This window comes from Pseudomonas sp. NFPP12 (assembly GCF_900103205.1).
GTDB lineage: Bacteria > Pseudomonadota > Gammaproteobacteria > Pseudomonadales > Pseudomonadaceae > Aquipseudomonas > Aquipseudomonas protegens.
In genome coordinates, this window is record NZ_FMWW01000012.1 from 1 (window position 1) to 23,934 (window position 23,934).

Below are 23,934 nucleotides of genomic sequence, written 5' to 3' on the forward strand. Positions count from 1 at the left end.
TCCCACAGGCCGTCGCTGATCATGGAGTCGATCATCTGGCTGTGGCCCATGCGCAGGCCGGTGCGGGCGCCGGGCAGCACGTAGTTGGACAGGCTCATGTTTTCCTGGCCGCCGGCGATGATCACCTCGGCATCGCCGCAGCGGATGGCCTGGGCGCCCAGGTGCAGGGCCTTGAGGCCGGAGCCGCAGACCTTGTTCAGGGTCATGGCGGGTACCGCGTGGGGCAGGCCGGCCTTGATCGCGGCCTGGCGGGCGGGGTTCTGCCCGGCGCCGGCGGTGAGCACCTGGCCCATGAGCACTTCGTCGACCTGGGCCGGGTCGATGCCGGTCTGGGCCAGCAATTGGCGGATGACCGCGGCGCCCAGGTCAACGGCGGGAATGTTCGCCAGGGAGCCCTGGAAACTGCCCACGGCGGTGCGGGTGGCGGCAACGATTACGACGTCTTGCATGATCGGGTCCTTGTGTTCGGTGGCAGGGACCTGTGGCGTGGTGCGGGTGTTGGCCGGGCGGCACAGGCACTGGAAATTGGCGAAATCATGGTTGCACACAACCCCGGGAGCCGGCCAATCGCGAACCGGCCGGTCGGGTTGTGCTTGAACGGTCGGTTTTTACAGGCCCATGCGTCGTTTCGCCCGGTGCACGGAACTGTCCCGTACCGCCCAGCGCAGCATCGGCGTGCTGCGCTTGACGCTGGCACGAATCAGTTGGCGTTGCAGCGGGTTCTGATTGACCTCGAGCATGGCGCTGGCCCAGTCCGGCAGCAGGTCGATGCCGGCCTGCATCATCAACGAACCGAAGGGTTTGGCCAGGCGGCTGGGGGCTGGGGCAGCCAGCAGCAGGCGCAGGACTTCCCGGCTGCGCTGGTCGCAGAGCAGTTGGGGGCGCATGGCCTGCAGGTAGTCGGCCACGGCGCGCCGCGAGCGCGGCACGTCCCGGGCTCCCAGGCGTTCGGCGATCAGGGCGATCTCGTCGTAGTAGCGATCCTGGTCAGCCCCGGAAAGATGAGGGTTGAGGTAACGCAAGTGCGCGGCAAGAAAACTGCTGACCTCAGCCACGTGAACCCAGGTCAGCAGATCGGGGTCGCTGGCGGCATAGGGGCGGCCATCGGGGGCGGTGCCGACTATGTGCAAGTGAATGCTGCGTACCTTGTCGATCAGCCATTCGGCGTCCTGGCGGGAGCCGAAGGTGGTGCCGGAGATGAACTGCCCGGTGCGGCGCAGGCGGCCGATCATGTCCTGGCGAAAGTTCGAGTGATCCCAGACGCCGGCCAAGGCCAAAGGATGCAGGGCCTGCATCAACAGGGCGCTGATGCCGCCGATCAGCATGCTGCTGAAGTCGGCGTGCACCTGCCAACTGACGGACCCCGGCCCGAACAGGCCGGGGTCACCTTTGGGATGTTCCAGGTCGAGTTGGCCCAGAGACAGGCCGGACAGGCTCATGACCTGGCTTTCGATGCGGCTGCGAATGAATTCCATGACAGCTCGGTGTGGCTATTTAAAAAAGAAGCGCGGCGGATGCCGCGCCGGTTTCAAACGTTCAGGCGTTTGTCGATCAGGCCGTCCACCACGCTGGGGTCCGCCAGGGTCGAAGTGTCACCCAGGGTATCCAGTTCGTTGCAGGCGATCTTGCGCAGGATACGCCGCATGATCTTGCCCGAGCGAGTTTTCGGCAGGGCCGGAGCCCACTGGATCAGCTCCGGCTTGGCGAAACTGCCGATCTCGCGGCTGACCAGGGCCAGCAGTTCCTTCTTCAGTGCCTCGTCGGGCTCGACGCCCTGCATCGGTGTGACGAAGGCATAGATTCCCTGGCCCTTGAGATCATGGGGGTAACCGACCACCGCCGCTTCGGCGATGCTGTCGTGCAGCACCAGGGCGCTTTCCACTTCGGCGGTGCCGATGCGGTGCCCGGAAACGTTGATCACGTCGTCGATGCGCCCGGTGATCCAGTAGCTGCCATCCTCGTCGCGCCGGGCACCATCACCGGTGAAGTAATAGCCGGGGTAGGGAGCGAAATAGGTTTCGACCATGCGCTTGGGATCGCCATAGACGCTACGGATCTGCGCCGGCCAACTGGCCTTGATTGCCAGGATGCCGCTGCCTGCCCCATGGATTTCCTTGCCCTGGTCGTCCAGCAGCACCGGTTGTACGCCGAACATCGGGGTCGAGGCGCATCCGGGCTTGATCTGCCGGGCGCTGACCAGGGGGCTGAGCATGATGCCGCCGGTTTCGGTCTGCCACCAGGTATCGACAATCGGGCAGCGTTGTTCGCCGACCACGTTGAAATACCACTCCCAGGCTTCCGGGTTGATCGGCTCGCCGACGCTGCCGAGCAAGCGCAGGCTGGCGCGGGAGGTGTTCTGTAGCGGGGCGCTGCCTTCGCGCATCAGGGCACGCAGAGCGGTGGGCGCGGTGTAGAAGATGTTCACCTGATGCTTGTCCACCACCTCCCAGAAACGCGAGGTGCTGGGGTAGTTGGGCACGCCTTCGAAGATCAGCGTGGTCGCGCCGTTGGCCAGGGGGCCGTAGAGGATGTAGCTGTGGCCGGTGACCCAGCCGACGTCGGCGGTGCACCAGAAGACTTCGCCGTCGCGGTAGTCCAGCACGTACTTGAAGGTCATGGCGGCCTGTAGCAGGTAGCCGCCGGTGGTGTGCAGCACGCCCTTGGGTTTGCCGGTGCTGCCGGAGGTATAGAGGATGAACAGCGGGTCTTCGGCGTCCATCGGCTCGGGGGCGCATTGGTTGCTGGCGCCAGCCACGGCCTGTTCATAGGAAATGTCGCGATCTGGCAGCCAGTTCACCGGGTTGCGGGTGCGTTCGACCACCAGCACGCTGCTGACATCCGGGCAACTGAGCAGGGCCTTGTCGACGTTGCTCTTCAGCGGAATCAGTTTGCCGCCGCGCACGCCTTCATCGGCGGTGATCACGGTGCGGCAGTCGGCGTTGAGAATGCGGTCGCGCAGGGCCTCCGGCGAAAAACCGCCGAACACCACCGAATGCACCGCGCCGATCCGGGTGCAGGCGAGCATGGCGTAGGCCACTTCGGGAATCATCGGCATGTAGATGCACACCCGGTCGCCCTTCTTCACGCCACGGCTTTTCAGCACGTTGGCCAGGCGGCAGACCCGGTCGTGGAGTTCTTGGTAGGTGATGCGCTGGGAGTCTGCCGGGTTGTCACCTTCCCAGATGATCGCCGCCTGATTGCCGCGTTTTTCCAGATGACGGTCGATGCAGTTGTAGCTGACGTTGAGTTGGCCACCGCGAAACCAGTTGGCCTCGCCGGTGCGCATGTCGTGGCTGTGGACGCTGTCCCAGGGGCTGCTCCAGTGCAGGAAGCGCCTGGCCTGCTCGGCCCAGAACTGGTCCGGCTGCTCAATGGACTGGCGGTAGAGGTGGTGGTAGTCGTCCTGGCTCATTTGTGCCGCCCGGCGGACGGCATCGGCTTTCGGAAAAGTGCTGATATCGAACATGACGGTTCCTTATTCTTGTTTTGCGACAAGTCATAAGGGTGCGCACAAGTGCCGGGAAGGTTCAAGTGGGGAAGGGCCGGGGCCCGGACAGGAGCCGGTGTGGCCGGCTCCTGGGGTGACAGGGTCGATCAGCCGCGGTGACGGCCGCGGAAGTAGTTGATCAGGCCTTGGGTCGATGCGTCGTCGGCCAGGGTTTCGTCGCTGCCGACCAGGCGGTTGTAGACGCCTTTGCCCAGCTCCTTGCCCAGCTCCACGCCCCACTGGTCGAAGGCGTTGATGCCCCAGACCACGCTTTGCACGAAGACCTTGTGTTCATACAGCGCCACCAGTGCGCCAAGGCGTCGCGGGCTGATGCGCTCCACCACCAGGGTGTTGCTCGGACGGTTGCCGGGAATCACCTTGTGCGGTGCCAGCTTCGCGATTTCGGCTTCGCTCAGGCCTTTCTCGCGCAGTTCGCTCTCGGCTTCGGCGCGGGTCTTGCCCAGCATCAGTGCCTGGCTCTGGGACAGGCAGTTGGCGTACAGCCATTGATGGTGGTCGGCCACCGGGTTGAAGCTGACGATCGGCACGATGAAGTCGGCCGGAATCAATTGGGTGCCCTGGTGCAGCAACTGGTGGTAGGCATGCTGGCCGTTGCAGCCCACGCCGCCCCAGATCACCGGGCCGGTATCGGTGGCCACCGGGGTGCCGTCCTGGCGCACGCTCTTGCCGTTGGATTCCATGTCCAATTGTTGCAAGTGCTTGGTGATGTTGCGCAGGTAGTGGTCGTACGGCAGGATCGCGTGGCTCTGCGCGCCCCAGAAGTTGCCGTACCACACGCCGAGCAGGGCCAGCAGCACGGGCATGTTCTGTTCGAACGGCGCGCTCTGGAAGTGCTGGTCCATGGTGTAGGCACCGGACAGCAGCTCCTTGAAGTTGGACATGCCGATGGCCAGGGCGATCGGCAGGCCGATGGCGGACCACAGCGAGTAGCGCCCGCCGACCCAGTCCCACATCGGGAAGATGTTCTCTTCGCGAATGCCGAAGGCCACTGCCGCCGCATTGTTGCTCGACACGGCGATGAAGTGGCGGTGCAGTTCGGCCTCCGAGCCGCCCTGGGCCAGGTACCAGGCCCGTGCTGCCTGGGCGTTCTTCAGGGTTTCGAGGGTATTGAAAGACTTGGAGGAAACGATGAATAGCGTAGTTTCTGCACGGATTTTCGCAGAAAGCTCATGGAACTCGCTGCCATCGATGTTCGCCAGGTAATGGCAGCGCACGCCTTTCTGGGCATAGGACAAAAGCGCTTCGGAAACCAGCTCCGGGCCGAGGAAGGAGCCGCCGATGCCGATGTTCACCACGTCGGTGATGGGCTTCTCGGTGTAGCCGCGCCACAGGCCGTCGTGGATGCGGCCCACCAGTTCGGTGATCTGGTTCAGTACCTTGTGCACTTCGGGCATCACGTTGACACCGTTCACCGACAGCTTGTCGCCCACCGGGCGGCGCAGTGCGGTGTGCAAGGCCGGGCGGCCTTCGGAAGCGTTGACCAGTTCGCCGGTGATCATGGACTTGATGGCGTCTGAGAGGCCGACTTCCTTGGCCAGGTTCACCAGCAGGTCGCGGGTTTCGCTGGTGATCAGGTTCTTCGAATAGTCGAGAAACAGCCCGCAACTGCTCAGGGTGAATTGGCTGAAGCGCTGCGGATCGGCATTGAACGCCTCGCGCATGCTGAAATCCTGCATGGCTTGGCGGTGGTCTTTCAACGCTTGCCAGGCGGGCAGAGCGGTAACGTCATGAGGAGTGCGGTAGTACGCCATCGCTGCGGTTTTCCTTTTGCTTGAACTGCCTTTTGGACACTGAAAAGCCCGGAACGTCCTGCGCGGTCTCAAGGACCCGTTGGGCCGGCCCTGTGCTGATACGTTTAATCACTCGGGGGGATAACAGTAACCCCGGCGTGCTGTTCTGTCTTGGCTTTGTCCGACTGGTGGCCAGTACTATTTTGTACTCAGCGGGCCTGCCTGGTCTGGATTCGGGATTTCAATGGGTAGAAATAGGGGGAAGCGTCAGGCGACCTGATCCGCAATCGCAGGGCTGGTAAGGCTCTGCTCATTGCCAGGGGCCATGTGCAGCATGCGCGGCTTGAAACCGAGCGGTTCGGCTTCACTGCAGGGAGCATAGGTACAGAGGGTCGCTCGATCACCGACCTTGGCCTTGAACATGATGGTGTACATGGGGTGTTCCCTGGGGCGGATCCTTGAACGGGGCCCGCAGTCATGGGCTGCAGGCCCCAGCCGGCGGCAGTTTGCCCGAAGGTTGGAGTTCGGGCAATCGGGCGTTCATGCCGGTGTGTCGAGGTCCAGGTGCAGGTTGTCGATCAACCGTGTCGCGCCCAGATAGGCTGCCACAAGAATCACCAGTTCACGGTCTTGCGCGGTGGCTGGACGCAGGTTCTGTGCCTGGCGGATTTCCAGGTAGTCACGACGCAGACCGGCGGCTTCAAGCTGCTGCTGTTGTTCGGCCACAAGCTTGGGATAGTCGCGTTCGCCGTTCCTGATGGCCTGGGCAATCTGGCTCAGGCTGCGGTACAGCACCGGGGCGATAGCGCGCTGCTCTTCGCTCAGGTAGCCGTTGCGCGACGACAGGGCGAGGCCGTCGGCGGCACGTACCGTTGGCTCACCGATGATCTGGATCGGCATGTTCAGGTCGTGCACCAGGGCCCGAATCACTGCCAACTGCTGGTAGTCCTTCTGGCCAAACACCGCGAGATCGGGCTGGACCATGTTGAACAGCTTGCTGACCACTGTAGCCACGCCTTCGAAATGCCCGGGACGGCTGGCGCCGCACAGGCCTTCGGACAACTGGGGAACGCTGACCCGGGTCTGCCCGGCCATGCCGTCGGGGTACATTTCTTCGACGCTGGGAGCAAACAGCAGGTGGCAACCGGCTTCCAGCAATTTTTCCTGGTCGGCGGCGAGGGTGCGTGGGTACTTGTCCAGGTCTTCGCCGGCACCGAACTGCAGTGGGTTGACGAAGATGCTGGCGACCACGAAGTCCACCCGCTGGGCGGCTTTGGCCACCAGGGCGGCGTGGCCACTGTGCAGGTTGCCCATGGTGGGCACGAAGCCGATCCGCTTGCCCTCACTGCGCGCGCGGGCGACCGCGGCGCGCAATTCGCGCACGGTTTTGACTGTATTCATGCAGAGAACCCGTGTTCGGCGCCAGGGAAGGTGACGGCTTTGACTTCTTCGACATAGGCGCTCAAGGCGGCCTGGATACTGTCCTTGCCTGCCATGAAGTTCTTCACGAACTTCGGCGAGCGACCACTGAGGGACAGCCCCAGCATGTCGTGGAGCACCAGGACCTGGCCGTCGGTAGCATTGCCGGCACCGATACCTATTACCGGGATCTTCACCGCCTGGGTGATTTCCGCCGCCAGCTCGCTGGGCACGCACTCCAGCAGCAGCATTGCCGCGCCGGCCTGCTCCAGGGCGATGGCATCGGCACGCATCTGCCGCGCCTGGCTTTCATTGCGGCCCTGGACCTTGTAGCCGCCCAGAACGTTCACGGTTTGTGGCGTCAGCCCCATGTGCACGCAGACCGGCACTCCACGCTCGTTCAGCAGGCGCACCGGCTCGGCCAGCCAGGCTGCGCCTTCGATCTTGAGCATATGCGCGCCGGCTTGCATCAGCTGGGCCGAGCTGCTCAGGGCCTGTTCAGTGGTGGCGTAGGACATGAATGGCAGGTCGGCCAGGATCAGTGCCCCGTTGTTGCCGCGCTTGACCGCCGCGACGTGATAGGCCATGTCAGCGGTGCTGACGGGCAGTGTGCTGTCGTGTCCTTGCAGCACCATGCCCAGGGAGTCGCCTACCAGCAGGACTTCGACGCCTGCCTCGCAGCAGGTGTGGGCGAAGGTGGCGTCGTAGCAGGTCAGCATGGTGATTTTCTCACCTTTCTGCTTGAGGCTTTGCAGGGTGGTCAGAGTGATGTCTGGCATGAAAGGGGTCCTCATTTCAGGCGCTTTGGAAACTACTGCGAGTAACGCGCGTGATTCTTCGTTATTCAGGCGCACGGTCTTTTGTCGTGCTTATACAGCCTGGTTCCAAGCGATTTGAACGGGCTTGCGGGGGTCGCGCCTGTGGCGTCGGGCCCATCATTCTGTGCCCAGAAGAGGTGCCATGCCAGCGGGTGCCACCGCCGTTGCACAACTGCCCCTGCCTGGCGTTTCCCGGGCTCGCCGCGAACCGACCTCACTTGAATTGCGCCCTTTAGCGCCGTGATGGCGGCAACGGGACGCCTATAGTCGTGAGGAGAACTCGGGAAGTCAATTAGATGTGTTACCGCATTGTTACGCTGCCAGTGTTACCGCCGTTACTGATGCGTTTCAGCGGTCAGGCCAGGCGTTCCAGGCCGACAAATGGGCAGGCAGCGAGCAGTTCGTGCAGGGTGCGGCCGTCAGCCAGTTGCAGGTCGGCAGGGGCCAGTTCCGCCAACGGGTAGAGCACGAAGGGGCGTGCCTGCATGTGGTAATGGGGGACTTTGAGGCGGGGTTCGTCGATCAGTCGATCGCCGAACAACAGGATGTCCAGATCCAGGGTACGTGGGCCCCAGCGCTCATTTCGCTCGCGGCCTTGCTGGTTTTCGATGGCCTGCAAGGCGTCCAGCAGGGCTAGCGGCGCCAGCGCGCTGTCCAGCGCCGCGACGGCGTTGGTATAGCGTGGCTGGCCTGGGAGCAATGAGTCGCTCTGGTAGAAGGCCGATACGCCGTGCAGGCGGCTTTCGGGCAACTGCGCGAGGGCCTCGATGGCACTGCGCAGTTGTGCTTCAGGGGCTGCCAGATTGCTACCCATGCCGATATAGATGCGTTCCATCTATTACTCGCCCGATGCGCCGCTGCTGCGCTTGCGCTTGGCACCGCTGCTGCGCCGGCGCTTGCGTGGCGCGCCACTGGCGTCTTCCTTGCCGCTGAGGTCGCGGATCATGTCGCGGCGTTCGGCGTCATTGGCGTCCTGATAGTCGGTCCACCATTCCCCCAGGCCATCGGTCTGCTCGCCGGCGCTTTCGCGCAGCAGCAGGAAGTCGTAGCCAGCGCGGAAGCGCGGATTGTCCAGCAACTGGTCGGCGCGCTTGCCGCTGCGCCGTGGCAGGCGTTCCTGCATATCCCAGATTTCGCGGATCGGCATGGTGAAGCGCTTGGGAATAGCGATGCGCTGGCACTGTTCGGCGATCAGCTCGTGGGCGGCTTCCTGCATGGCCGGAATCGGCGGCATGCCACGCTCCTGCAGGCGCAGCACTCGGGCCGGCAGGGCTGGCCAGAGCAGGGCGGCGAACAGGAAGGCTGGGGTCACCGGCTTGTTCTGCTTGATCCGCAGGTCGGTGTTGACCAAGGCTTCGCTGATCAGCGTATGGGTGTAGGTCGGGTTGTACTCCAGGGCTTCGGCGCTGGCCGGGAACAACGGGTCGAACAGTTGCAGGTCCACCAGCATTTCGAAGGTGTCCGCCGCGTAGCCGGAGAGGAACAATTTGAGCACTTCTTCGAACAGGCGCGCCGAGGGGATTTCCCGCAGCATCGGTGCCAGTTCGCGAATGGGGGCGGCGGTGTGTTTCTCGATGCCGAAGTTCAGTTTTGCTGCAAAGCGTACTGCCCGAAGCATACGTACCGGGTCTTCCTGATAACGCTGGCGAGGATCGCCGATCAGGCGGATCAGGTTGTTGCGAATGTCGTGTACGCCATTGGCGTAATCGAGAATGCGCTCGCTGACCGGATCGTAGTACAGGGCATTGATGGTGAAGTCGCGACGTTGCGCGTCCTCTTCCAGGGTGCCATAGACGTTGTCCCGCAGGATCCGCCCGCTTTCGTTGCGCGATGACTGGTTACTGTCCTCGTCGTCTTCGTTTTGCGGGTGATTGGCGCGGAAAGTCGCAACTTCGATGATTTCGCGACCGAAGTGGATGTGCACCAGCTTGAAACGCCGGCCAATGATGCGCGCGTTACGGAACTCGGCCTTGACCTGTTCCGGCGTGGCGCTGGTGGCGACGTCGAAGTCCTTGGGGGTGATATTGAGCAGCATGTCGCGCACGCAGCCACCCACCAGGTAGGCCTGGTAGCCGGCGTTCTGCAGGCGTTCGACGATATTCACCGCATACCGGCTGAACTGGGCACGTTGCAGCGAATGCTGGCTGCTATTGAGCACTTCAGGCGTGCTGCGTTTATGTTGCGTACGACGCAAGGGAGAACGGAATGACTGGAACAGCTTCTTCAGCATGGGATGCACTGTTTGAAGGAATATTCGGCCAAAACGAAGAGTGGCCGCATGATGGGCGGGGATTCTAGCATTTAGTCGAAGGATGGTGTAGGAAGCTGCCGCGACTTGTACAGGCTGGCGCTGAACTGCGGTTTGGCGAGGTTGGATGGGGGCGGGGGAGTGAAAACACGAATTCCGGAAACCACAAGGGGAGCCGAAGCTCCCCCAGAATAGTTGCGTGCTCTATTTTTATTATTGGTTTCGGGCTTCTTGTTTTTGTTAAACGCCCTTGTCATCTGGTTTACCCAGGATGACCCTCCCAATCGGGAGCCAAGAGCAAACGGATTGCTTTGATCGCTGAGTTGCAATGACCTTTCGATCCAACCAGTTCAGGCTCTGCCTTAGGGCAGTTTTTGTTGTTCTCGGCCTGGTTGTGGGGCAAGCCCCAAATACAACGCCTCTCCAAAAGAATCAGTTAGCTGCGCCTCCGCCGTGTTGTTTTTATTATGCGTGAGTCGATTCGTCTTATTTTTATTGTCTTGTGCATTGCTTGTTATTGTTCTTGTACCAAACATATAGCAGGTGCCGTGCCAACTTTTGCGATCCCCAGTAAAACAAGGGGTTAGGCGTGCCGTTGGGTGTTTTTCAGGGCAAAAAAAACCGGGGCTTCGTTACCTTTAGCCCCGGTTCCTGTTACGTGCGATGGAGCAGGTAACAGTTTTTTTCACAAAAGCGAGTGTTACCCGCGTTTTCGTCAGCCGTAGTTCAGCTTTCGCTGGCGACCCCACTCTTGCGCCGTGGGATGCCCAGGCGCTGACGACGTTCCCACAGGCACTTGCGGCTGACGCCCAGTTTGCGTGCCAGCTCGGTCTCGGTCATGTGGTCCTGGTGTTCGAGGACGAAGTGCTGGAAGTAGTCCTCCAGGGACAGGTCTTCGGTCGGTTCGTGGCTGGTGTTACCCGCTTGTGGGGGCAGGCCGACGAAGTCATCGTCTTCCAGGTCGCTCAGTTCGATGTCGATGCCCAGCAGGTCGGCCGAGATTTCCGGGCTTTCGCACAGAATGACCGCACGCTCGACAGCGTTCTCCAGTTCGCGCACGTTCCCCGGCCAGGAGTAATGGCGGATGGCCTGTTCTGCATCGGCGGCGAACTTAAGGTCCGTGCGGCCGACGCGTGCGCTCTGGCGGGCCAGAAAGGCATTGGCAATTTCATTGACGTCTGCACCGCGCTCACGCAGGGCCGGCAGTTTCAGGGCAATCACGTGCAGGCGGTAGTACAGGTCTTCACGGAACTGGCCTATTTTCGACAGGCTTTTCAGGTCGCGGTGAGTGGCTGCAATCAGGCGCACATCGACTTTCTGTGACTGCACCGAGCCGACACGGCGAATCTCGCCTTCCTGCAGTACTCGCAGCAATCGCGCCTGCGCCTCCAGCGGTAGCTCGCCAATCTCGTCGAGGAACAGGGTGCCGCCGTCCGCAGCTTCTACCAGGCCAGCACGGCCGGCGCTGGCACCGGTGAACGCACCTTTCTCGTGGCCGAACAGTTCGGACTCGATCAGGGTTTCCGGAATGGCTGCGCAGTTCACCGAAATCATCGGTGCCTTGGCACGCTTGGACAGGTTGTGCAGGGCTCGGGCCACCAGTTCCTTGCCGGTACCGGATTCACCCTGAATCAGTACATTGGAGTCAGTGGGCGCCACTTTGCGGATCTTGCTGTACAGATCCTGCATGGGAGCGCAGGAGCCGATGATGCCGATTTCGCCATTGTTGTTGCCCGCACCGGCCCGCTCCGCAGTGGCGCCAGCCTTGGCGGCCGGACGGTCTGGCGGGGCATTTTCGGCGCTTTGCCGATCCCGCAGGATCCGCGCCACGGCCTGGAGCATTTCATCGTGATCGAACGGCTTGGCGATGTAGTCCACCGCGCCCATTTTCATCGAGTCCACGGCTGAGCGCAGGCTGGCGTAGCTGGTCATGATCAGCACCGGAGTGCCCTGGCCGAGCTTGATCAATTCGGTGCCCGGGGCGCCTGGCAGGCGCAAGTCACTGACGATCAGATCGAAAGTGGGAATGCTGAAGCGTTCCTGTGCCTCCTGCACTGAGCCGGCTTCGCTGACCTGGTACTGGTTGCGTTCCAGCAGGCGGCGCAGGGCGGAGCGGATAATGGTTTCGTCTTCGACGATCAGAATATGCGGCATTGATTCAATTCTCTCGACGGTCTCAGTTCACAGCGGACGTCGCTTCGACATGACGCGGTAAAGTCACCCGGATACGGGTGCCGCGTTGGCTTTGAGGATCGGCCGGGCTGTCGATGGTGATTTGTCCATAATGCTCTTCAACGATGGAATAGACCAGTGCAAGGCCCAGACCGGTGCCTTCCCCAGGGTCTTTGGTGGTGAAAAACGGTTCGAACAATCGGTCCATGATGTTCTTCGGAATGCCGCTGCCTTCGTCCTCCACGATCAGGTCGACCGTGTGCTCGAAAGCCTCGCTCTTGACGCGTACCGCGCTGCCAGGAGGGGAGGCGTCGCGGGCGTTGGAAAGGAGGTTGATCAGGACCTGGGCAAGGCGCTGTGGATCACCGTCGACCCAGTGGTCGGGATCGCACAGGTTGAAGAACTGCACCTCGAAATTGCGCCGGTTCAACGCCAGCAGGCCAATGGCGTCCTGGGCCACTTCGGCCAGGCACACCGCCTCGTCGTTGTGCTGATGGCTGCCGGCGTGGGCGAAGCTCATCAGCGACTGGACGATGCGCGAGATGCGTTTGGTCTGTTCGAGGATCTGCTCGCTGATTTCCGTCAGTTCGCCGTCCTCTTCCCGTTCTTCGCGCAGGTTCTGCGCCAGGCAGGCGATGCCGGTAATCGGGTTGCCGATCTCATGGGCCACCCCGGCCGCCAGGCGCCCGATGCTGGCCAGGCGTTCGGAGTGCACCAGCTTGTCTTCCAGGGTCTGGGTTTCGGTCAGGTCTTCCACCAGCAGTACCAGGCCGCTGTTGCCCGGGGCCAGAGGCTCATCGATGGCGGCCTTGTGCAGGTTCAGCCAGCGGGTCTGGCCATCGAGGGCCAGGTGCTGTTTGTGCAAGTGTTCGTCCGGCAGGTTGATAAAGCCCTGCAGCAGGTCCTTCCACGGGTTGGTAATGGTGCTCAGGCGCGAGCCCACCACGTGCTGGGCAGGTATGCCGGTGAGCTCCTCCATGGCCTTGTTCCACATGAGGATCTCCTGGTCCTTGGCCAGGGAGCAGACCCCCATCGGCAGCTCTTGCAGGGTTTGCCGGTGATAGCGACGCAGGGCATCGAGCTCGGCGGCCAGGCCGGTGAGGCGTGAGTGGTAGTCCTCCAGCCGGCTTTCGATGAAGTGGATGTCCTCGGTGACGTAGTTTTCTCCACCGGCCTTGTAGGGCAGGAAGGTTTCCACCATGTCCTGGGCGACGCTGGGGCCCATCAACCCGGACAGGTTGGCTTCGATGCGGTCGCGCAGGCGCCGCAGGGCGTAAGGTCGGCGTTCGTCAAAGGGCAGATACAGATCACGCAGGGCCTGCTCCACTTCCTTCTGGGCTGCCTTGGCCCCCAGCGGCTTGGCCAGTTGGGTGGCAAACTCCTGGGGCGAGGCGGCGTGCAGTTCCCGGCGTTGCGGACGGCGCACGTTGTCCACGGCACAGGCTTCGGCGGCGCTGGCCTCCTCGGTGCTGGCATTGGTGAACAGCGAGATCAGGGTGAACATCAGGACGTTGGCCGCCAGCGAGGCGATGGCCGCCATATGCCAACTGGTGTCGTCCAGGACGTAGATCATGTTCAGCAGCGGGATGTAGAAACCCTGCAGGTTGCCGATCAACGGCAGCAGCATGGTCACCAGCCACACCAGGATCCCCGCCAGCAGGCCGGCGATGAAGCCCCGGCGGTTGGCGGTCGGCCAGTACAGTACCGACAGCACGCCCGGAAGAAATTGCAGGGTGGCGACGAAGGCCACGATCCCCAGGTTGGCCAGGTCCTGCTCGGCGCCCAGCAGCAGGTAGAAGGCGTAGCCGGCCATGATAATGGCGACGATCAGGGCGCGGCGGGTCCACTTCAGCCAGCGGTAGATGTTGCCCTCCGCCGGTGGCTGGTAGAGCGGCAGCACCAGGTGGTTCAGGGCCATCCCCGAGAGCGCCAGGGTGGTGACGATGATCAGGCCGCTGGCGGCCGACAGCCCGCCGACATAGGCCAGCAGAGCCAGGGCCGGGCTGTTGGCGGCGATGCCGATGCCCAGGGTGAAGTATTCCGGGTTGGTGGTAGCGCCGAGCTTGAGGCCGGCCCAGAGAATCAGCGGCACTGCCAGGCTCATCAGCAGCAGGAACAGCGGCAGCCCCCAACTGGCGCTGACCAGGGCGCGAGGGTTGAGGTTCTCGGTAAAGGTCATGTGGTACATGTGCGGCATGACGATCGCCGAGGCGAAGAACACCAGTAGCAGGGTGCGCCACGGGCCTTCCTGAAGGGGTGTATGCAGTGCGGCAAGGGCAGTCTGGTTCTGCAACAGCCAGAGTTCCAGTTGCTGCGGGCCGTCGAATACCCCGTACAGCGCGTACAGGCCGACACCGCCAATGGCGATCAGCTTGATCACCGATTCGAAGGCAATGGCGAACACCAGGCCTTCATGTTTTTCCCGGGTGGCGATATGCCGCGAGCCGAAGAAGATCGTGAACAAGGTGATCAGCGCGCAAAAGCTCAGCGCCACCCGATGTTGCACCGGCTCGTGGGTGAGAATGCCAATGGAGTCGGCCACGGCCTGGATCTGCAGCGCCAGTAATGGCAGTACGCCGATCAGCATGAAGATCGTGGTCAGCGCACCGGCCCAGGTACTGCGAAAACGGAAGGCGAACAGGTCGGCCAGGGATGACAGCTGGTAGGTGCGGGTGATTTTCAGGATCGGGTAGAGCAGTACCGGTGCCAGCAGGAAGGCCCCGGAAACCCCCAGGTAGCTGGACAGGAAGCCATAGCCGTACTGGTAGGCCAGGCCGACCGTGCCGTAGAACGCCCAGGCACTGGCATAGACCCCGAGTGACAGGGTGTAGGTCAGCGGGTGGCGAATGATCGAGCGGGGGATCATCCCGCGCTCACTGATCCAGGCAACGCCGAACAGCACCGCCAGGTAGGCGGCGCTGATCAGGATCATCTGGGTCAGACTAAAGCTCATCGGCATCTTTTTGGCTCTGCAGGATGAAGGTCACGACGATCAGAATCAGCCAGAGCAGATACGGGCGATACCAGGCGCCAGTAGCATCGATCCACCAATCCATGATGGCGGGGGAGAACAGATAGATCCCCACTACCAGGAGCAGGACCAAGCGATAGATGTACATCTCGGCCTCTCTTTATTGTGTGCGTGCCCGAAAACGTGCGGCGATGGTAACGGATGGGCGCCAAGCTGCAAGTGGCGTCAGCTTAATTGCGCTTCCGGCACGCTCAGTGTGCGTGGAATCAAGGCGGCATCCCAGTGGGCCATGCCCCAGGCCATTATCTGCGCGACGCTGGCGCCATCGAGGTCGGCCGGTGGCTTCTGGCCCAGTGCCCGCAGGGCGCGCAGCAGCAGGGGCGGGGCCTGATCCTCGGTCAGCGGGGGCGAGCGGTAGGACTTGCCCAGTTTGTGCCCGTCCGGCTGGGTGATCAGCGGTACATGCAAGTAGCGGGGCAGGGAAAGGCCCAGCAGTTCCTGCAGGTACAGCTGGCGCGGTGTGGAATCCAGCAGGTCGGCGCCGCGCACGATATCAGTGATGCCTTGCCAGGCATCGTCGAGCACCACGGCCAGTTGGTAAGCGTAGAGACCGTCGCGGCGGCGGATCACGAAGTCCCCCACTTCCCGACCCAGGTGCTGGCGGTATTCGCCCTGGACCCGGTCGACGAAGCGATACTCCAGTTCGGGTACCCGCAGGCGGATCGCGGCTTCGTCCTGGGCGTGGCCGAGGTTGCGGCACAGTCCCGGGTAAATGCCATGGTAGGGCTCCAGCTGTTTGCGCGAACAGGTGCAGGCATAGGCCAGGCCCTGCTGGAACAGGCGATTGAGGACTTCGCCATAGGCGTCGTGGCGATCGCTCTGGCGGATCATCTGCCCATCCCATTCGAAACCGTAGCTTTCCAGTGCCTTGAGAATGGCCGCCTGGGCACCGGGCTCTTCCCGGGGCGGGTCAAGGTCCTCCATGCGTAGCAGCCAGCGGCCGCCGACGGCGCGGGCATCGAGATAGGAGGCAAGCGCGGCAACCAGAGAGCCGAAATGCAGATAGCCGCTGGGAGTGGGGGCGAAGCGCCCGATGTACGAGGAAGAGGTGGAGGCAGTCATGGAGCGGATGTTACTTCGTCTGGCCCCGGGGTGACGATGGTGCCGGGGGATCGCTTTGGCGAGTGGGCTTGCTCTTGCAGGGAAGGTAGAAACGAAAACGGAGCGTGGGTACGCTCCGTTTCAGGTTCCAGCCGGCGATTATTTGCCGACCTGTTTTTCCTTGATTTCCGCCAGTGTCTTGCAGTCGACGCACATGTCGGCGGTTGGGCGGGCTTCCAGCCGGCGGATGCCGATCTCGACGCCGCAGGATTCGCACCAGCCGTATTCTTCGTCTTCGATCAGTTGCAGGGTCTTGTCGATCTTCTTGATCAACTTGCGCTCGCGATCGCGGGCCCGCAGTTCGAGGCTGAACTCTTCCTCCTGGCTGGCACGGTCAGCCGGGTCGGGGAAGTTGGCCGCTTCGTCTTTCATGTGATCAACAGTGCGGTCGACTTCCTGCATCAAGTCCTGTTTCCACTTGTTCAGGATCTTGGTGAAGTGCTCGCGCATGGGCTTGCCCATGTACTCTTCGCCCGCAGTTTCAACGTAAGGTTCAAAACCGCTGATCGATTGAATCTGTTGCTTTGCTTGGGTGGGCATGAATGGACCGCCTCTACTCTTGTAATCCATTGCGCAGGATTGCTCCATCTCCGACACTTGCCGGCCCTGCGGCTGCAAGCGGGCGAACTTACCAGATCAAACCAGAGCGCGCTACTCCCGGTTGTCGAGCCTATGTCCTGGTTCGTCCATGGATATGGGAAAAGCCTGACATGGCTTGCTGATCGGTTCGTTCAATCATTGATTTTAGTCAAGTCTGCGGGTTGTGTTGGCGCCAGTTGGCGCAAGCAACAGACCGCTCGGATCCGCCTGGGTTCTCCCGGGCTTGATCAGATGGGTAGAATCGGTCCTTTGCTCCCCCCTCGAATCAATGAAGGAAGGCTAATGGCTCAGCCCTACAGTGCGCGTAGTCGCGCTATCGAACCTTTCCATGTCATGGCCTTGCTGGCCCGCGCCAATGAGCTGCAAGCCGCCGGGCATGATGTGATTCACCTGGAAATCGGCGAACCGGACTTCACCACCGCCGAGCCGATCATCAAGGCCGGGCAGGCCGCGCTGAGCGCCGGCAAGACGCGCTACACCGCAGCCCGCGGAATTCCCGAGCTGCGAGGGGCGATTTCCGGCTTCTATCAGCAGCGTTACGGCCTGGACATCGATCCCGAGCGGATCATGATCACCCCCGGTGGTTCCGGTGCCCTGCTGTTGACCAGCAGCCTGCTGGTGGATCCGGGCAAGCACTGGCTGCTGGCGGACCCGGGTTATCCGTGCAACCGGCATTTTCTGCGTCTGGTGGAAGGCGCTGCGCAGTTGGTCCCGGTGGGGCCGGATGTGCGTTACCAACTGACGCCGGACCTGGTGGAGCGCTATTGGGATCAGGACAGCGTGGGCGCCCTGGTGGCCTCGCCGGCGAACCCCACCGGCACGGTCCTGAGCCGGGACGAGTTGGCGGGGTTGTCCACCGCGATCAAGGCTCGCAACGGGCATCTGGTGGTGGACGAGATCTACCATGGCCTGACCTATGGCATCGATGCCGCCAGCGTTCTGGAAGTGGATGACAGCGCTTTCGTCCTGAATAGTTTCTCCAAATATTTCGGCATGACCGGCTGGCGCCTGGGCTGGCTGGTAGCTCCGCCGGCAGCCGTGGGTGAACTGGAAAAGCTGGCACAGAACCTCTATATCAGTGCGCCGAGCATGGCCCAGTATGCTGCGCTGGCGTGCTTCGAGCCGCAGACCCTGGAAATCCTCGAGGAGCGCCGCGCCGAGTTCGGGCGCCGCCGGGATTTCCTGCTGCCAGCCTTGCGTGAGTTGGGCTTCGGCATCGCTGTGGAACCTGAAGGGGCGTTCTACTTGTACGCGGACATCAGTGCCTTCGGCGGTGATGCCTTCGCCTTTTGCCGGCACTTCCTGGAAACCGAGCACCTGGCCTTTACCCCTGGCCTGGACTTCGGCCGGCATCAGGCTGGCCATCATGTGCGCTTTGCCTATACCCAGAGCCTGGAATGCCTGCAGGAGGCGGTTGAGCGTATCGCCCGTGGCCTGCAGAGCTGGCACGCCTGATGCGCTTCGATCCTCCCCTGGAAGAGGGGCGTCTGCTGCGTCGTTACAAGCGCTTCCTGGCGGACATAGAGACCACCACCGGCGAGCTGTTGACCATCCATTGCCCCAATACCGGCTCGATGCTTAATTGCATGGTCGAGGGCGGGCAGGTGTGGTTCAGCCGCTCCAATGACCCCAAGCGCAAGTTGCCGGGCACCTGGGAAATCAGCGAAACCCCTCAAGGCCGCCTGGCCTGCGTCAACACCGGGCGGGCCAACGGGCTGGTGGAAGAAGCCTTGCGCTCGGGGCTTATCAGCGAGTTGAACGGCTTCACCGGGCTCAAGCGCGAGGTGCCTTACGGGCAAGAGAACAGCCGCATCGATTTTCGCCTGGATTACCCGGACGGTCCGGCGTACGTCGAGGTCAAAAGCGTCACCCTGGGGTTCGATGGCACGCCGGTGGCAGCGTTTCCCGATGCCGTGACCCAGCGCGGCGCCAAGCATCTGCGGGAACTGGCGAGCCTGGCCCGGGAGGGCGTGCGGGCGGTTCAGCTGTATTGCGTCAACCTTTCGGGCATCGACGCGGTGCGGCCGGCGCAGGAGATCGATCCGGGTTACGCCGCTGCCCTGCGCGAAGCCCGCGCGGCGGGGGTTGAGGTGCTGGCCTATGGTGTGTGCCTGACGGCCGAGCAAGTGTGCATCGACCGACGTCTTGAAGTGTTGCTCGGGGATTAGAGGTCCACCCAGATCCCCTGGCTGTCTTCATGGCAGTCGATGCTCTCCAGGAACTGGCCGGCGCAAGGTCCGGCCACGCACTCTCCGCTCTCGATCAGAAACAGGGCGCCATGGGTGGCGCACTGGATCAGGCTGGCGCTGGGGTCGAGGAACTGGTCAGCCTGCCACTCCAGCGCCACTCCCCGGTGCGGGCAGCGATTGGCATAGACATAGGCCCGCTGCTCGCGCCGCACGGCGAACAGCTTCAGCCCCGCGAGCTGGAAGCCCCGGCTGCCGGCTTCGGGCAGATCGTTGCCGGCGCAAAGAAATTTCATGGCTATCCTCTTGGTCCGAAGGCTCTGCGTCCAGGCTGTCACAGTTTCTTTCCGGCTGCAGGATGAAACATGTCGGCGCTTGACGGCTAAATGAAAACAATTATCAAATGGCCGCCCCGCCCGTTACGGGGCGCTTGTTCCTTTCGATGCCCGGCCTGTCCGGCATGTCACATGGACAGCAGCTGCGCGGGCCCCCACTTTAATGAAGGAAATGTTCTTATGCGCCTGAGTGCCTGCGCCATTGCGTTCTGTGCCGGATTGCTGGTGAGCCAGTGGGCCACCGCTGATGAGTTGCCGCAGCGTTGGGTCAGTGCCGGTGGGGCCTTGTCCGAGTGGATAACGGCTCTGGGGGCCGAGTCCAAGCTGGTGGGCGTCGATACCACCAGCCAGCACCCGGAGTCGCTCAAGGCGCTGCCGAGCATCGGCTATCAGCGTCAGTTGTCGGCCGAAGGCATTCTCAGCCTGCGGCCGCAGATTCTGGTGGGTACCGAGGAGATGGGGCCGCCGCCAGTGCTTTCGCAGATCCGCAGTGCCGGGGTCAAGGTCGAACTGTTTTCTGCCCAGGCCGACTTGCCGACCTTGCAAGCTACCCTGCAGCACCTGGGGCTATTGCTGGGCCGAGAAGAGCAGGCCAGGCAACTGTTCCAGGGCTATCAGCAACAACTTGGGCAGCAGCAGGCGTGGGTCGCCCAGGCTCAAGCGCAGCACGCGGCGCCCGGGGTGCTGTTGTTGCTCGGGCATGCCGGCGGCAAACCCCTGATCGCCGGCAAGGACACCGCCGCGAATTGGCTATTGCAACAGGCCGGTGGGCGCAACCTGGCGACTCATACCGGCTATAAGCCATTCTCGGTCGAATCCCTGGCGGGGTTGAATCCGGATGTGCTGGTGTTCTCCGATCGCAGCCTGACCGGCGATGCCGCTCGTGCCGCACTGTTCAAGGAGAACCCGGTGCTGGCATCCACACCGGCGGCCAAGGCCGGGCGGGTTGTGGAACTGGACCCGACCTTGCTGGTGGGAGGCCTGGGCCCTCGCTTGCCTGATAGCCTGAAACGCCTCTCCAGCGCCTTTTATCCCCAGGCCAAGCCGGCCCAATGAGTCGTCTGGTCAAGCCTCGAACACTGTTTATCGGGCTGGGTGTCCTGTGTCTTGTGGCGATCTGGCTGTCCCTGGCCCTGGGCCCTGTCAGCCTGCCCTTGTTTGATACCTTGCGTGCCGCCTTGCGCCTGCTTGGATTGCCGATCGACGGGCAGGGTCTGGAGCAGGCGGAACTGATCCTGGGACAGATTCGCTTGCCCCGGACTCTGCTCGGTCTTGCGGTCGGCGGAGTTCTGGCGCTGTCCGGGGTCGCCATGCAGGGGCTGTTTCGCAACCCCCTGGCGGACCCGGGGTTGGTGGGGGTTTCCAGTGGTGCAGCATTGGGTGCGGCCATCGCCATTGTTGGCGGCTCGATGTTCGGCGGCCTGCCAGAGGCTGTCGGCCCTTATTTGCTCTCCCTGTGTGCCTTCCTTGGCGGCCTGGGGGTGACGGCGCTGGTGTATCGCCTGGGGCGGCGCAACGGGCAGACCCATGTGGCAACCATGCTGCTGGCGGGGATTGCCCTGACGGCGCTGGCCAGTTCGGCGGTGGGGTTGTTCACCTATCTGGCGGACGATGCCACGTTGCGCACTCTGACTTTCTGGAACCTGGGCAGCCTGAATGGTGCCAGTTACCAGCGCTTGTGGCCCTTGCTGCTGGTGACCGCCGCGGTTGCGCTGTGGCTGCCGCGCCGGGCCAAGGCGTTGAATGCACTGCTGTTGGGCGAGTCCGAGGCCAAGCACCTTGGCATCGATGTCGAAGGCCTCAAGCGCGAGCTGGTGTTCTGCACCGCGCTGGGTGTGGGCGCTGCCGTGGCGGCGGCGGGAATGATCGGTTTTGTCGGCCTGGTGGTGCCGCATCTGGTGCGCCTGTTGTCCGGTCCGGATCACCGAACCTTGCTCCCGGCCTCGATCCTGGCCGGAGCCAGCCTGCTGCTGTTGGCTGACCTGGTGGCGCGCCTGGCGCTGGCGCCTGCCGAGTTGCCCATCGGTATCGTCACGGCCTTTATCGGTGCGCCATTCTTTCTGTACCTGTTGTTGCGAGGGCGTGCCTGATGCTGCGAGTCGAGAACCTGCATGTGCGGCGCGGCGGCAAAGACGTCCTGGCTGGCATCGACCTGCAGTTGCTGCCGGGCGAGGTGCTGGGAGTCCTCGGCCCTAATGGTGCAGGTAAAAGCAGCCTCTTGGGGGGCTTGAGTGGTGAACTGGCGGCTCATCAGGGGCAGGTGCTGCTGGATGATCAGGAACTGGCTCATTGGTCGGGCGCCGAGCGTGCGCAGCGCCTGGCAGTGCTGCCCCAGGCTTCGAGCCTGGATTTCGCCTTTCGTGTGGAGGAGGTGGTGGCGCTGGGGCGTTTGCCCCATCAGACCGGGCGCGTGCGTGACGAGGAAATCGTCAACGCTGCTTTGAATGCTGCCGATGTGGCGCACCTGTCGGGGCGCAGCTATCTCGCGCTGTCCGGCGGCGAGCGCCAGCGGGTGCATCTGGCGCGGGTCCTGGCGCAACTGTGGCCGGGCCAGCCAGGGCACAACCTGCTGCTGGATGAGCCGACTTCTGCACTCGACCCCTTGCACCAGCACGTCACCTTGCAGGCCATTCGAGCCTTCGCCGACCGCGGCGCGGCGGTGCTGGTCATCCTGCATGACCTGAATCTGGCTGCGCGTTATTGTGACCGGGTCTTGTTGCTTGAAGGCGGCCGCCCGCATTCATTGGGAACACCGACCGCGGTACTGCGGCCTGAGCCCCTGAAGGCGGTGTTCGGCCTGGAAGTTCTGGTGCAGGAGCATCCCGAACGCGGGCACCCGTTGATCATCGCCCGCTGAGGCGAAGCCCGGAGAGACCTGATGCGCGTATTGCCATTGTTGCTGGCCATGCTGCTGGCCGCCTGTCACAGCATGCCGGGGATCCTGCCGCCGCCGGTGGCTTCGGCGCCCGGCAGTATCATTGAGCTGCGCAGTGCCAAGGCGCTGACCCCTGTCGAACTGGTAGGGCGCCTGGCACGGGCCCCCCGAGTGATCATTGGCGAGCAGCATGACAATCCCGATCATCATGCCCTGCAACTCTGGCTCTTGCGCTCCATGGCCCGGGAGCGGCCACAGGGCAGCCTGTTGCTGGAAATGCTCAACCCGGATCAGCAGCCAGAAGTCGATGGGGTAAAACGCTCCATTGATGGGGGGCGTTTGCCTGATGACCTACCCGGCAGGTTGGCCTGGCAATCAGGCTGGGATTGGAGCCTCTACGGCCCGCTGGTGGGTTTTGCCCTGCGTCAGCCCTATCCCTTGCTCGCTGCCAATCTGGATCGCCAGGAGGTGCGTGCCATTTATGCACGGGCGCCCGTCCTGACCGGCACACGGAGCAACGCACCGTCGGTGATCGAGGCATTGGCCGGGCAAATCCGCGAATCGCACTGTGGCTTGCTGCCGGAGAGCCAGGTGCCGGCAATGCGGGCGGTGCAGCAGCAACGGGACCGACGCATGGCTGAACAGCTGCTGGCGGCTCCGGCTCCGGCCCTGTTGCTGGCCGGGGCGTTTCACGGTCGCAAGGATCTTGGCGTGCCCCTGCATCTTGCCGATCTGGACCGAGGCCAGGAGGTGGTGGTGTTGATTCTGGCGGAGCAGGGGCAACAGGTTGCCGCGGCATCGGCCGACTACGTCTGGTATACGCCGCCCCAGCCCGCCAAGGACTATTGCGCGCAACTGAGGCCCTGATCGGAGGGCTTTTCTGCGGGCAAAAAAAGACCCGGCAAGAGCCGGGTCAAATAACCGTGATTAGCCTGATGAGGAGATAATCTGAGAGTCCGAACCACTGGTCTTCCAGGTTATCGACTGATCTCGCGACCAGTTGTGATAATCATAACGATTCTCATTTAGAAGTCAACAAGGCTTTTCAGATTTCTGCATATTTTGCCAAACGTCCGTTTGGATCTGCCTGGAATCCGGGGTCAGTTCGGGTTGTTCAAGGTCATGAGCCGGGTCACTTCCTTGTTCAACAGGTCGATGCGGCGCGCCATGCTTTCGATCAGGCTGTGGGCAATGCGCGGATTGCTCTGGGTCAGGCTGAGAAACTGGTCCTTGGGAATCAGCATGATGGTGCTGGGTTCGCTGGCGATCACGCTGGCACTGCGTTTTTCTCCGGTGAACACTGCCATGGCGCCGAAAATCTCGTCCTTGGGGACGTCGCCGACCTTGTGTCCGTCGACGAAGGCCTGTGCATGGCCTTCGAGTATTACAAACACATGATCTGCCTCATCCCCCTGGGTAATCAGCCTTTCGCCCGCCTCCACGCGCTTGAAACCGTTGCTGCTGCGCAACTCTGGCGGCTTGAGACGGGCAATGGCATCGGACAGCAGGGCGGTCTGGCCGATCAGGTACTGTACGAGCAGTTCCGAGCGTTGTACGTCGGCCTGGATGTGTCGAAACACTTCAGTCCTCAGATAGGGAATCAGTTGCAGCGGCGTATCGCAGTGCAGTTGCCACTGCGGGAGTTCGATGCCGCGCCGCAGCCCCACCAGGTCGCCTTCATGCAGGTAGAACAGTGGCCGCTCTTCGACACTGGCCTGGATCACGCCACTTGCCAGCAGGAACAACTGGTCGCCGGGCAATACGCTGGACAGCTCAGCGATGGGGCCAAGCTCCAACGTCGGGCCGCTGGGCGCAAGCCCGTCCAGCAATTGCGGCGGAATGCTCTGCAGTCTGTTGATCAAGGCGTCGGCGTAAGCCGGCTGCTCCCCCATTAGATACATTTGGCTCTGC

The 23,934-nt window shown here is 62.7% G+C and carries 21 protein-coding genes and 1 pseudogene; 6 read left to right on the forward strand and 16 right to left on the reverse strand.

Going from position 1 to position 23,934, the window contains the following annotated elements; genetic code table 11:
• From BLS75_RS31435 to dksA, 14 genes and pseudogenes are all read right to left on the reverse strand, one after another.
• On the reverse strand, positions 1-449 hold a 449-nt coding region (locus BLS75_RS31435; protein WP_275668793.1), incomplete at its 3' end, for a thiolase family protein.
• A 159-nt stretch (positions 450-608) separates the two neighbouring features.
• Positions 609-1,475, reverse strand: a complete 867-nt coding sequence (locus BLS75_RS31440) for an oxygenase MpaB family protein (RefSeq protein WP_011063515.1) — start codon at positions 1,473-1,475, stop codon at positions 609-611.
• A gap of 53 nt (positions 1,476-1,528) precedes the next feature.
• Positions 1,529-3,466 carry an acetate--CoA ligase gene (gene acs / locus BLS75_RS31445; protein ID WP_072453143.1) on the reverse strand — a complete coding sequence of 646 codons (1,938 nt, stop codon included), beginning with the start codon at positions 3,464-3,466 and terminating at the stop codon, positions 1,529-1,531.
• 128 nt (positions 3,467-3,594) lie between these two features.
• Complete coding sequence (gene pgi / locus BLS75_RS31450) at positions 3,595-5,259, reverse strand: glucose-6-phosphate isomerase (RefSeq protein ID WP_011063513.1); 1,665 nt, start codon at positions 5,257-5,259, stop codon at positions 3,595-3,597.
• 246 nt (positions 5,260-5,505) lie between these two features.
• Positions 5,506-5,655 (reverse strand): annotated as a pseudogene (locus tag BLS75_RS31455) (aspartate 1-decarboxylase); the annotation flags it as partial.
• 123 nt (positions 5,656-5,778) lie between these two features.
• On the reverse strand, positions 5,779-6,639 hold the full coding sequence (gene panC / locus BLS75_RS31460; protein ID WP_041119923.1) for a pantoate--beta-alanine ligase: 861 nt from the start codon (positions 6,637-6,639) through the stop codon (positions 5,779-5,781).
• Positions 6,636-7,436, reverse strand: coding sequence for a 3-methyl-2-oxobutanoate hydroxymethyltransferase (gene panB, locus BLS75_RS31465; RefSeq protein ID WP_011063511.1), 801 nt, complete (start codon positions 7,434-7,436; stop codon positions 6,636-6,638). Before panB ends, panC begins: the two co-directional genes overlap by 4 nt.
• Before the next feature lie 394 nt (positions 7,437-7,830).
• Positions 7,831-8,310: a 2-amino-4-hydroxy-6-hydroxymethyldihydropteridine diphosphokinase gene (folK, locus tag BLS75_RS31470; RefSeq protein ID WP_011063510.1), complete on the reverse strand. Its 480-nt coding sequence runs from the start codon at positions 8,308-8,310 to the stop codon at positions 7,831-7,833.
• Between the two features lie 3 nt (positions 8,311-8,313).
• Positions 8,314-9,705 (reverse strand): polynucleotide adenylyltransferase PcnB, encoded by a 1,392-nt coding sequence (locus BLS75_RS31475; RefSeq protein ID WP_011063509.1) that lies wholly within the window; start codon positions 9,703-9,705, stop codon positions 8,314-8,316.
• A 744-nt stretch (positions 9,706-10,449) separates the two neighbouring features.
• A complete protein-coding gene (locus BLS75_RS31480; RefSeq protein WP_011063508.1) occupies positions 10,450-11,877 on the reverse strand; it encodes a sigma-54-dependent transcriptional regulator in 1,428 nt (475 codons plus the stop codon).
• A gap of 22 nt (positions 11,878-11,899) precedes the next feature.
• Positions 11,900-14,854, reverse strand: coding sequence for a sensor histidine kinase (locus BLS75_RS31485; protein ID WP_011063507.1), 2,955 nt, complete (start codon positions 14,852-14,854; stop codon positions 11,900-11,902).
• The gene (locus tag BLS75_RS31490) at positions 14,838-15,014 is read right to left on the reverse strand and encodes a hypothetical protein (RefSeq protein ID WP_003176118.1); all 177 of its coding nucleotides are present in this window, start codon (positions 15,012-15,014) and stop codon (positions 14,838-14,840) included. Before BLS75_RS31490 ends, BLS75_RS31485 begins: the two co-directional genes overlap by 17 nt.
• A 77-nt stretch (positions 15,015-15,091) precedes the next feature.
• The gene (gene gluQRS / locus BLS75_RS31495) at positions 15,092-15,988 is read right to left on the reverse strand and encodes a tRNA glutamyl-Q(34) synthetase GluQRS (protein ID WP_072453149.1); all 897 of its coding nucleotides are present in this window, start codon (positions 15,986-15,988) and stop codon (positions 15,092-15,094) included.
• A gap of 138 nt (positions 15,989-16,126) precedes the next feature.
• Entirely contained in the window at positions 16,127-16,567 is a 441-nt protein-coding gene (gene dksA / locus BLS75_RS31500) for an RNA polymerase-binding protein DksA (RefSeq protein ID WP_011063504.1), read from the reverse strand.
• Between the two features lie 342 nt (positions 16,568-16,909).
• On the opposite strand from dksA, the gene BLS75_RS31505 reads away from it, so the two are divergent.
• On the forward strand, positions 16,910-18,082 hold the full coding sequence (locus BLS75_RS31505) for a pyridoxal phosphate-dependent aminotransferase (RefSeq protein WP_072453152.1): 1,173 nt from the start codon (positions 16,910-16,912) through the stop codon (positions 18,080-18,082).
• A complete protein-coding gene (sfsA, locus tag BLS75_RS31510; RefSeq protein WP_041119917.1) occupies positions 18,082-18,795 on the forward strand; it encodes a DNA/RNA nuclease SfsA in 714 nt (237 codons plus the stop codon). The genes BLS75_RS31505 and sfsA overlap by 1 nt, the downstream gene beginning before the upstream one ends.
• Here the strand turns inward: sfsA and BLS75_RS31515 are convergent.
• Positions 18,792-19,109: a Rieske (2Fe-2S) protein gene (locus BLS75_RS31515; RefSeq protein ID WP_072453155.1), complete on the reverse strand. Its 318-nt coding sequence runs from the start codon at positions 19,107-19,109 to the stop codon at positions 18,792-18,794. The two genes, sfsA and BLS75_RS31515, sit on opposite strands and share 4 nt — an antisense overlap.
• A 219-nt stretch (positions 19,110-19,328) precedes the next feature.
• On the opposite strand from BLS75_RS31515, the gene BLS75_RS31520 reads away from it, so the two are divergent.
• From BLS75_RS31520 to BLS75_RS31535, 4 genes are read left to right on the forward strand one after another with little or no spacing between them, the layout of a single operon-like run.
• Positions 19,329-20,204 (forward strand): heme/hemin ABC transporter substrate-binding protein, encoded by an 876-nt coding sequence (locus tag BLS75_RS31520; RefSeq protein ID WP_072453157.1) that lies wholly within the window; start codon positions 19,329-19,331, stop codon positions 20,202-20,204.
• Positions 20,201-21,238, forward strand: coding sequence for a FecCD family ABC transporter permease (locus tag BLS75_RS31525; protein ID WP_011063499.1), 1,038 nt, complete (start codon positions 20,201-20,203; stop codon positions 21,236-21,238). The genes BLS75_RS31520 and BLS75_RS31525 overlap by 4 nt, the downstream gene beginning before the upstream one ends.
• The gene (locus BLS75_RS31530) at positions 21,238-22,005 is read left to right on the forward strand and encodes a heme ABC transporter ATP-binding protein (protein WP_011063498.1); all 768 of its coding nucleotides are present in this window, start codon (positions 21,238-21,240) and stop codon (positions 22,003-22,005) included. The genes BLS75_RS31525 and BLS75_RS31530 overlap by 1 nt, the downstream gene beginning before the upstream one ends.
• Before the next feature lie 21 nt (positions 22,006-22,026).
• Positions 22,027-22,890 (forward strand): ChaN family lipoprotein, encoded by an 864-nt coding sequence (locus BLS75_RS31535; protein ID WP_072453160.1) that lies wholly within the window; start codon positions 22,027-22,029, stop codon positions 22,888-22,890.
• Positions 22,891-23,123: 233 nt separating this feature from the next.
• On the opposite strand, the gene BLS75_RS31540 is transcribed toward BLS75_RS31535, so the two are convergent.
• Positions 23,124-23,924 (reverse strand): Crp/Fnr family transcriptional regulator, encoded by an 801-nt coding sequence (locus BLS75_RS31540; protein ID WP_011063496.1) that lies wholly within the window; start codon positions 23,922-23,924, stop codon positions 23,124-23,126.
• Positions 23,925-23,934 lie beyond the last annotated feature (10 nt).

What these genes read in the sequence shown, in the direction of transcription:
- BLS75_RS31440 (WP_011063515.1), bottom strand. Translation starts at nt 1,475, where the DNA reads ATGGAATTCATTCGCAGCCGCATCGAAAGCCAGGTCATGAGCCTGTCC.
- acs (WP_072453143.1), bottom strand. Translation starts at nt 3,466, where the DNA reads ATGTTCGATATCAGCACTTTTCCGAAAGCCGATGCCGTCCGCCGGGCG.
- pgi (WP_011063513.1), bottom strand. Translation starts at nt 5,259, where the DNA reads ATGGCGTACTACCGCACTCCTCATGACGTTACCGCTCTGCCCGCCTGG.
- panC (WP_041119923.1), bottom strand. Translation starts at nt 6,639, where the DNA reads ATGAATACAGTCAAAACCGTGCGCGAATTGCGCGCCGCGGTCGCCCGC.
- panB (WP_011063511.1), bottom strand. Translation starts at nt 7,436, where the DNA reads ATGCCAGACATCACTCTGACCACCCTGCAAAGCCTCAAGCAGAAAGGT.
- folK (WP_011063510.1), bottom strand. Translation starts at nt 8,310, where the DNA reads ATGGAACGCATCTATATCGGCATGGGTAGCAATCTGGCAGCCCCTGAA.
- BLS75_RS31475 (WP_011063509.1), bottom strand. Translation starts at nt 9,705, where the DNA reads ATGCTGAAGAAGCTGTTCCAGTCATTCCGTTCTCCCTTGCGTCGTACG.
- BLS75_RS31480 (WP_011063508.1), bottom strand. Translation starts at nt 11,877, where the DNA reads ATGCCGCATATTCTGATCGTCGAAGACGAAACCATTATCCGCTCCGCC.
- BLS75_RS31485 (WP_011063507.1), bottom strand. Translation starts at nt 14,854, where the DNA reads ATGCCGATGAGCTTTAGTCTGACCCAGATGATCCTGATCAGCGCCGCC.
- BLS75_RS31490 (WP_003176118.1), bottom strand. Translation starts at nt 15,014, where the DNA reads ATGTACATCTATCGCTTGGTCCTGCTCCTGGTAGTGGGGATCTATCTG.
- gluQRS (WP_072453149.1), bottom strand. Translation starts at nt 15,988, where the DNA reads ATGACTGCCTCCACCTCTTCCTCGTACATCGGGCGCTTCGCCCCCACT.
- dksA (WP_011063504.1), bottom strand. Translation starts at nt 16,567, where the DNA reads ATGCCCACCCAAGCAAAGCAACAGATTCAATCGATCAGCGGTTTTGAA.
- BLS75_RS31505 (WP_072453152.1), top strand. Translation starts at nt 16,910, where the DNA reads ATGGCTCAGCCCTACAGTGCGCGTAGTCGCGCTATCGAACCTTTCCAT.
- sfsA (WP_041119917.1), top strand. Translation starts at nt 18,082, where the DNA reads ATGCGCTTCGATCCTCCCCTGGAAGAGGGGCGTCTGCTGCGTCGTTAC.
- BLS75_RS31515 (WP_072453155.1), bottom strand. Translation starts at nt 19,109, where the DNA reads ATGAAATTTCTTTGCGCCGGCAACGATCTGCCCGAAGCCGGCAGCCGG.
- BLS75_RS31520 (WP_072453157.1), top strand. Translation starts at nt 19,329, where the DNA reads ATGCGCCTGAGTGCCTGCGCCATTGCGTTCTGTGCCGGATTGCTGGTG.
- BLS75_RS31525 (WP_011063499.1), top strand. Translation starts at nt 20,201, where the DNA reads ATGAGTCGTCTGGTCAAGCCTCGAACACTGTTTATCGGGCTGGGTGTC.
- BLS75_RS31530 (WP_011063498.1), top strand. Translation starts at nt 21,238, where the DNA reads ATGCTGCGAGTCGAGAACCTGCATGTGCGGCGCGGCGGCAAAGACGTC.
- BLS75_RS31535 (WP_072453160.1), top strand. Translation starts at nt 22,027, where the DNA reads ATGCGCGTATTGCCATTGTTGCTGGCCATGCTGCTGGCCGCCTGTCAC.
- BLS75_RS31540 (WP_011063496.1), bottom strand. Translation starts at nt 23,924, where the DNA reads ATGTATCTAATGGGGGAGCAGCCGGCTTACGCCGACGCCTTGATCAAC.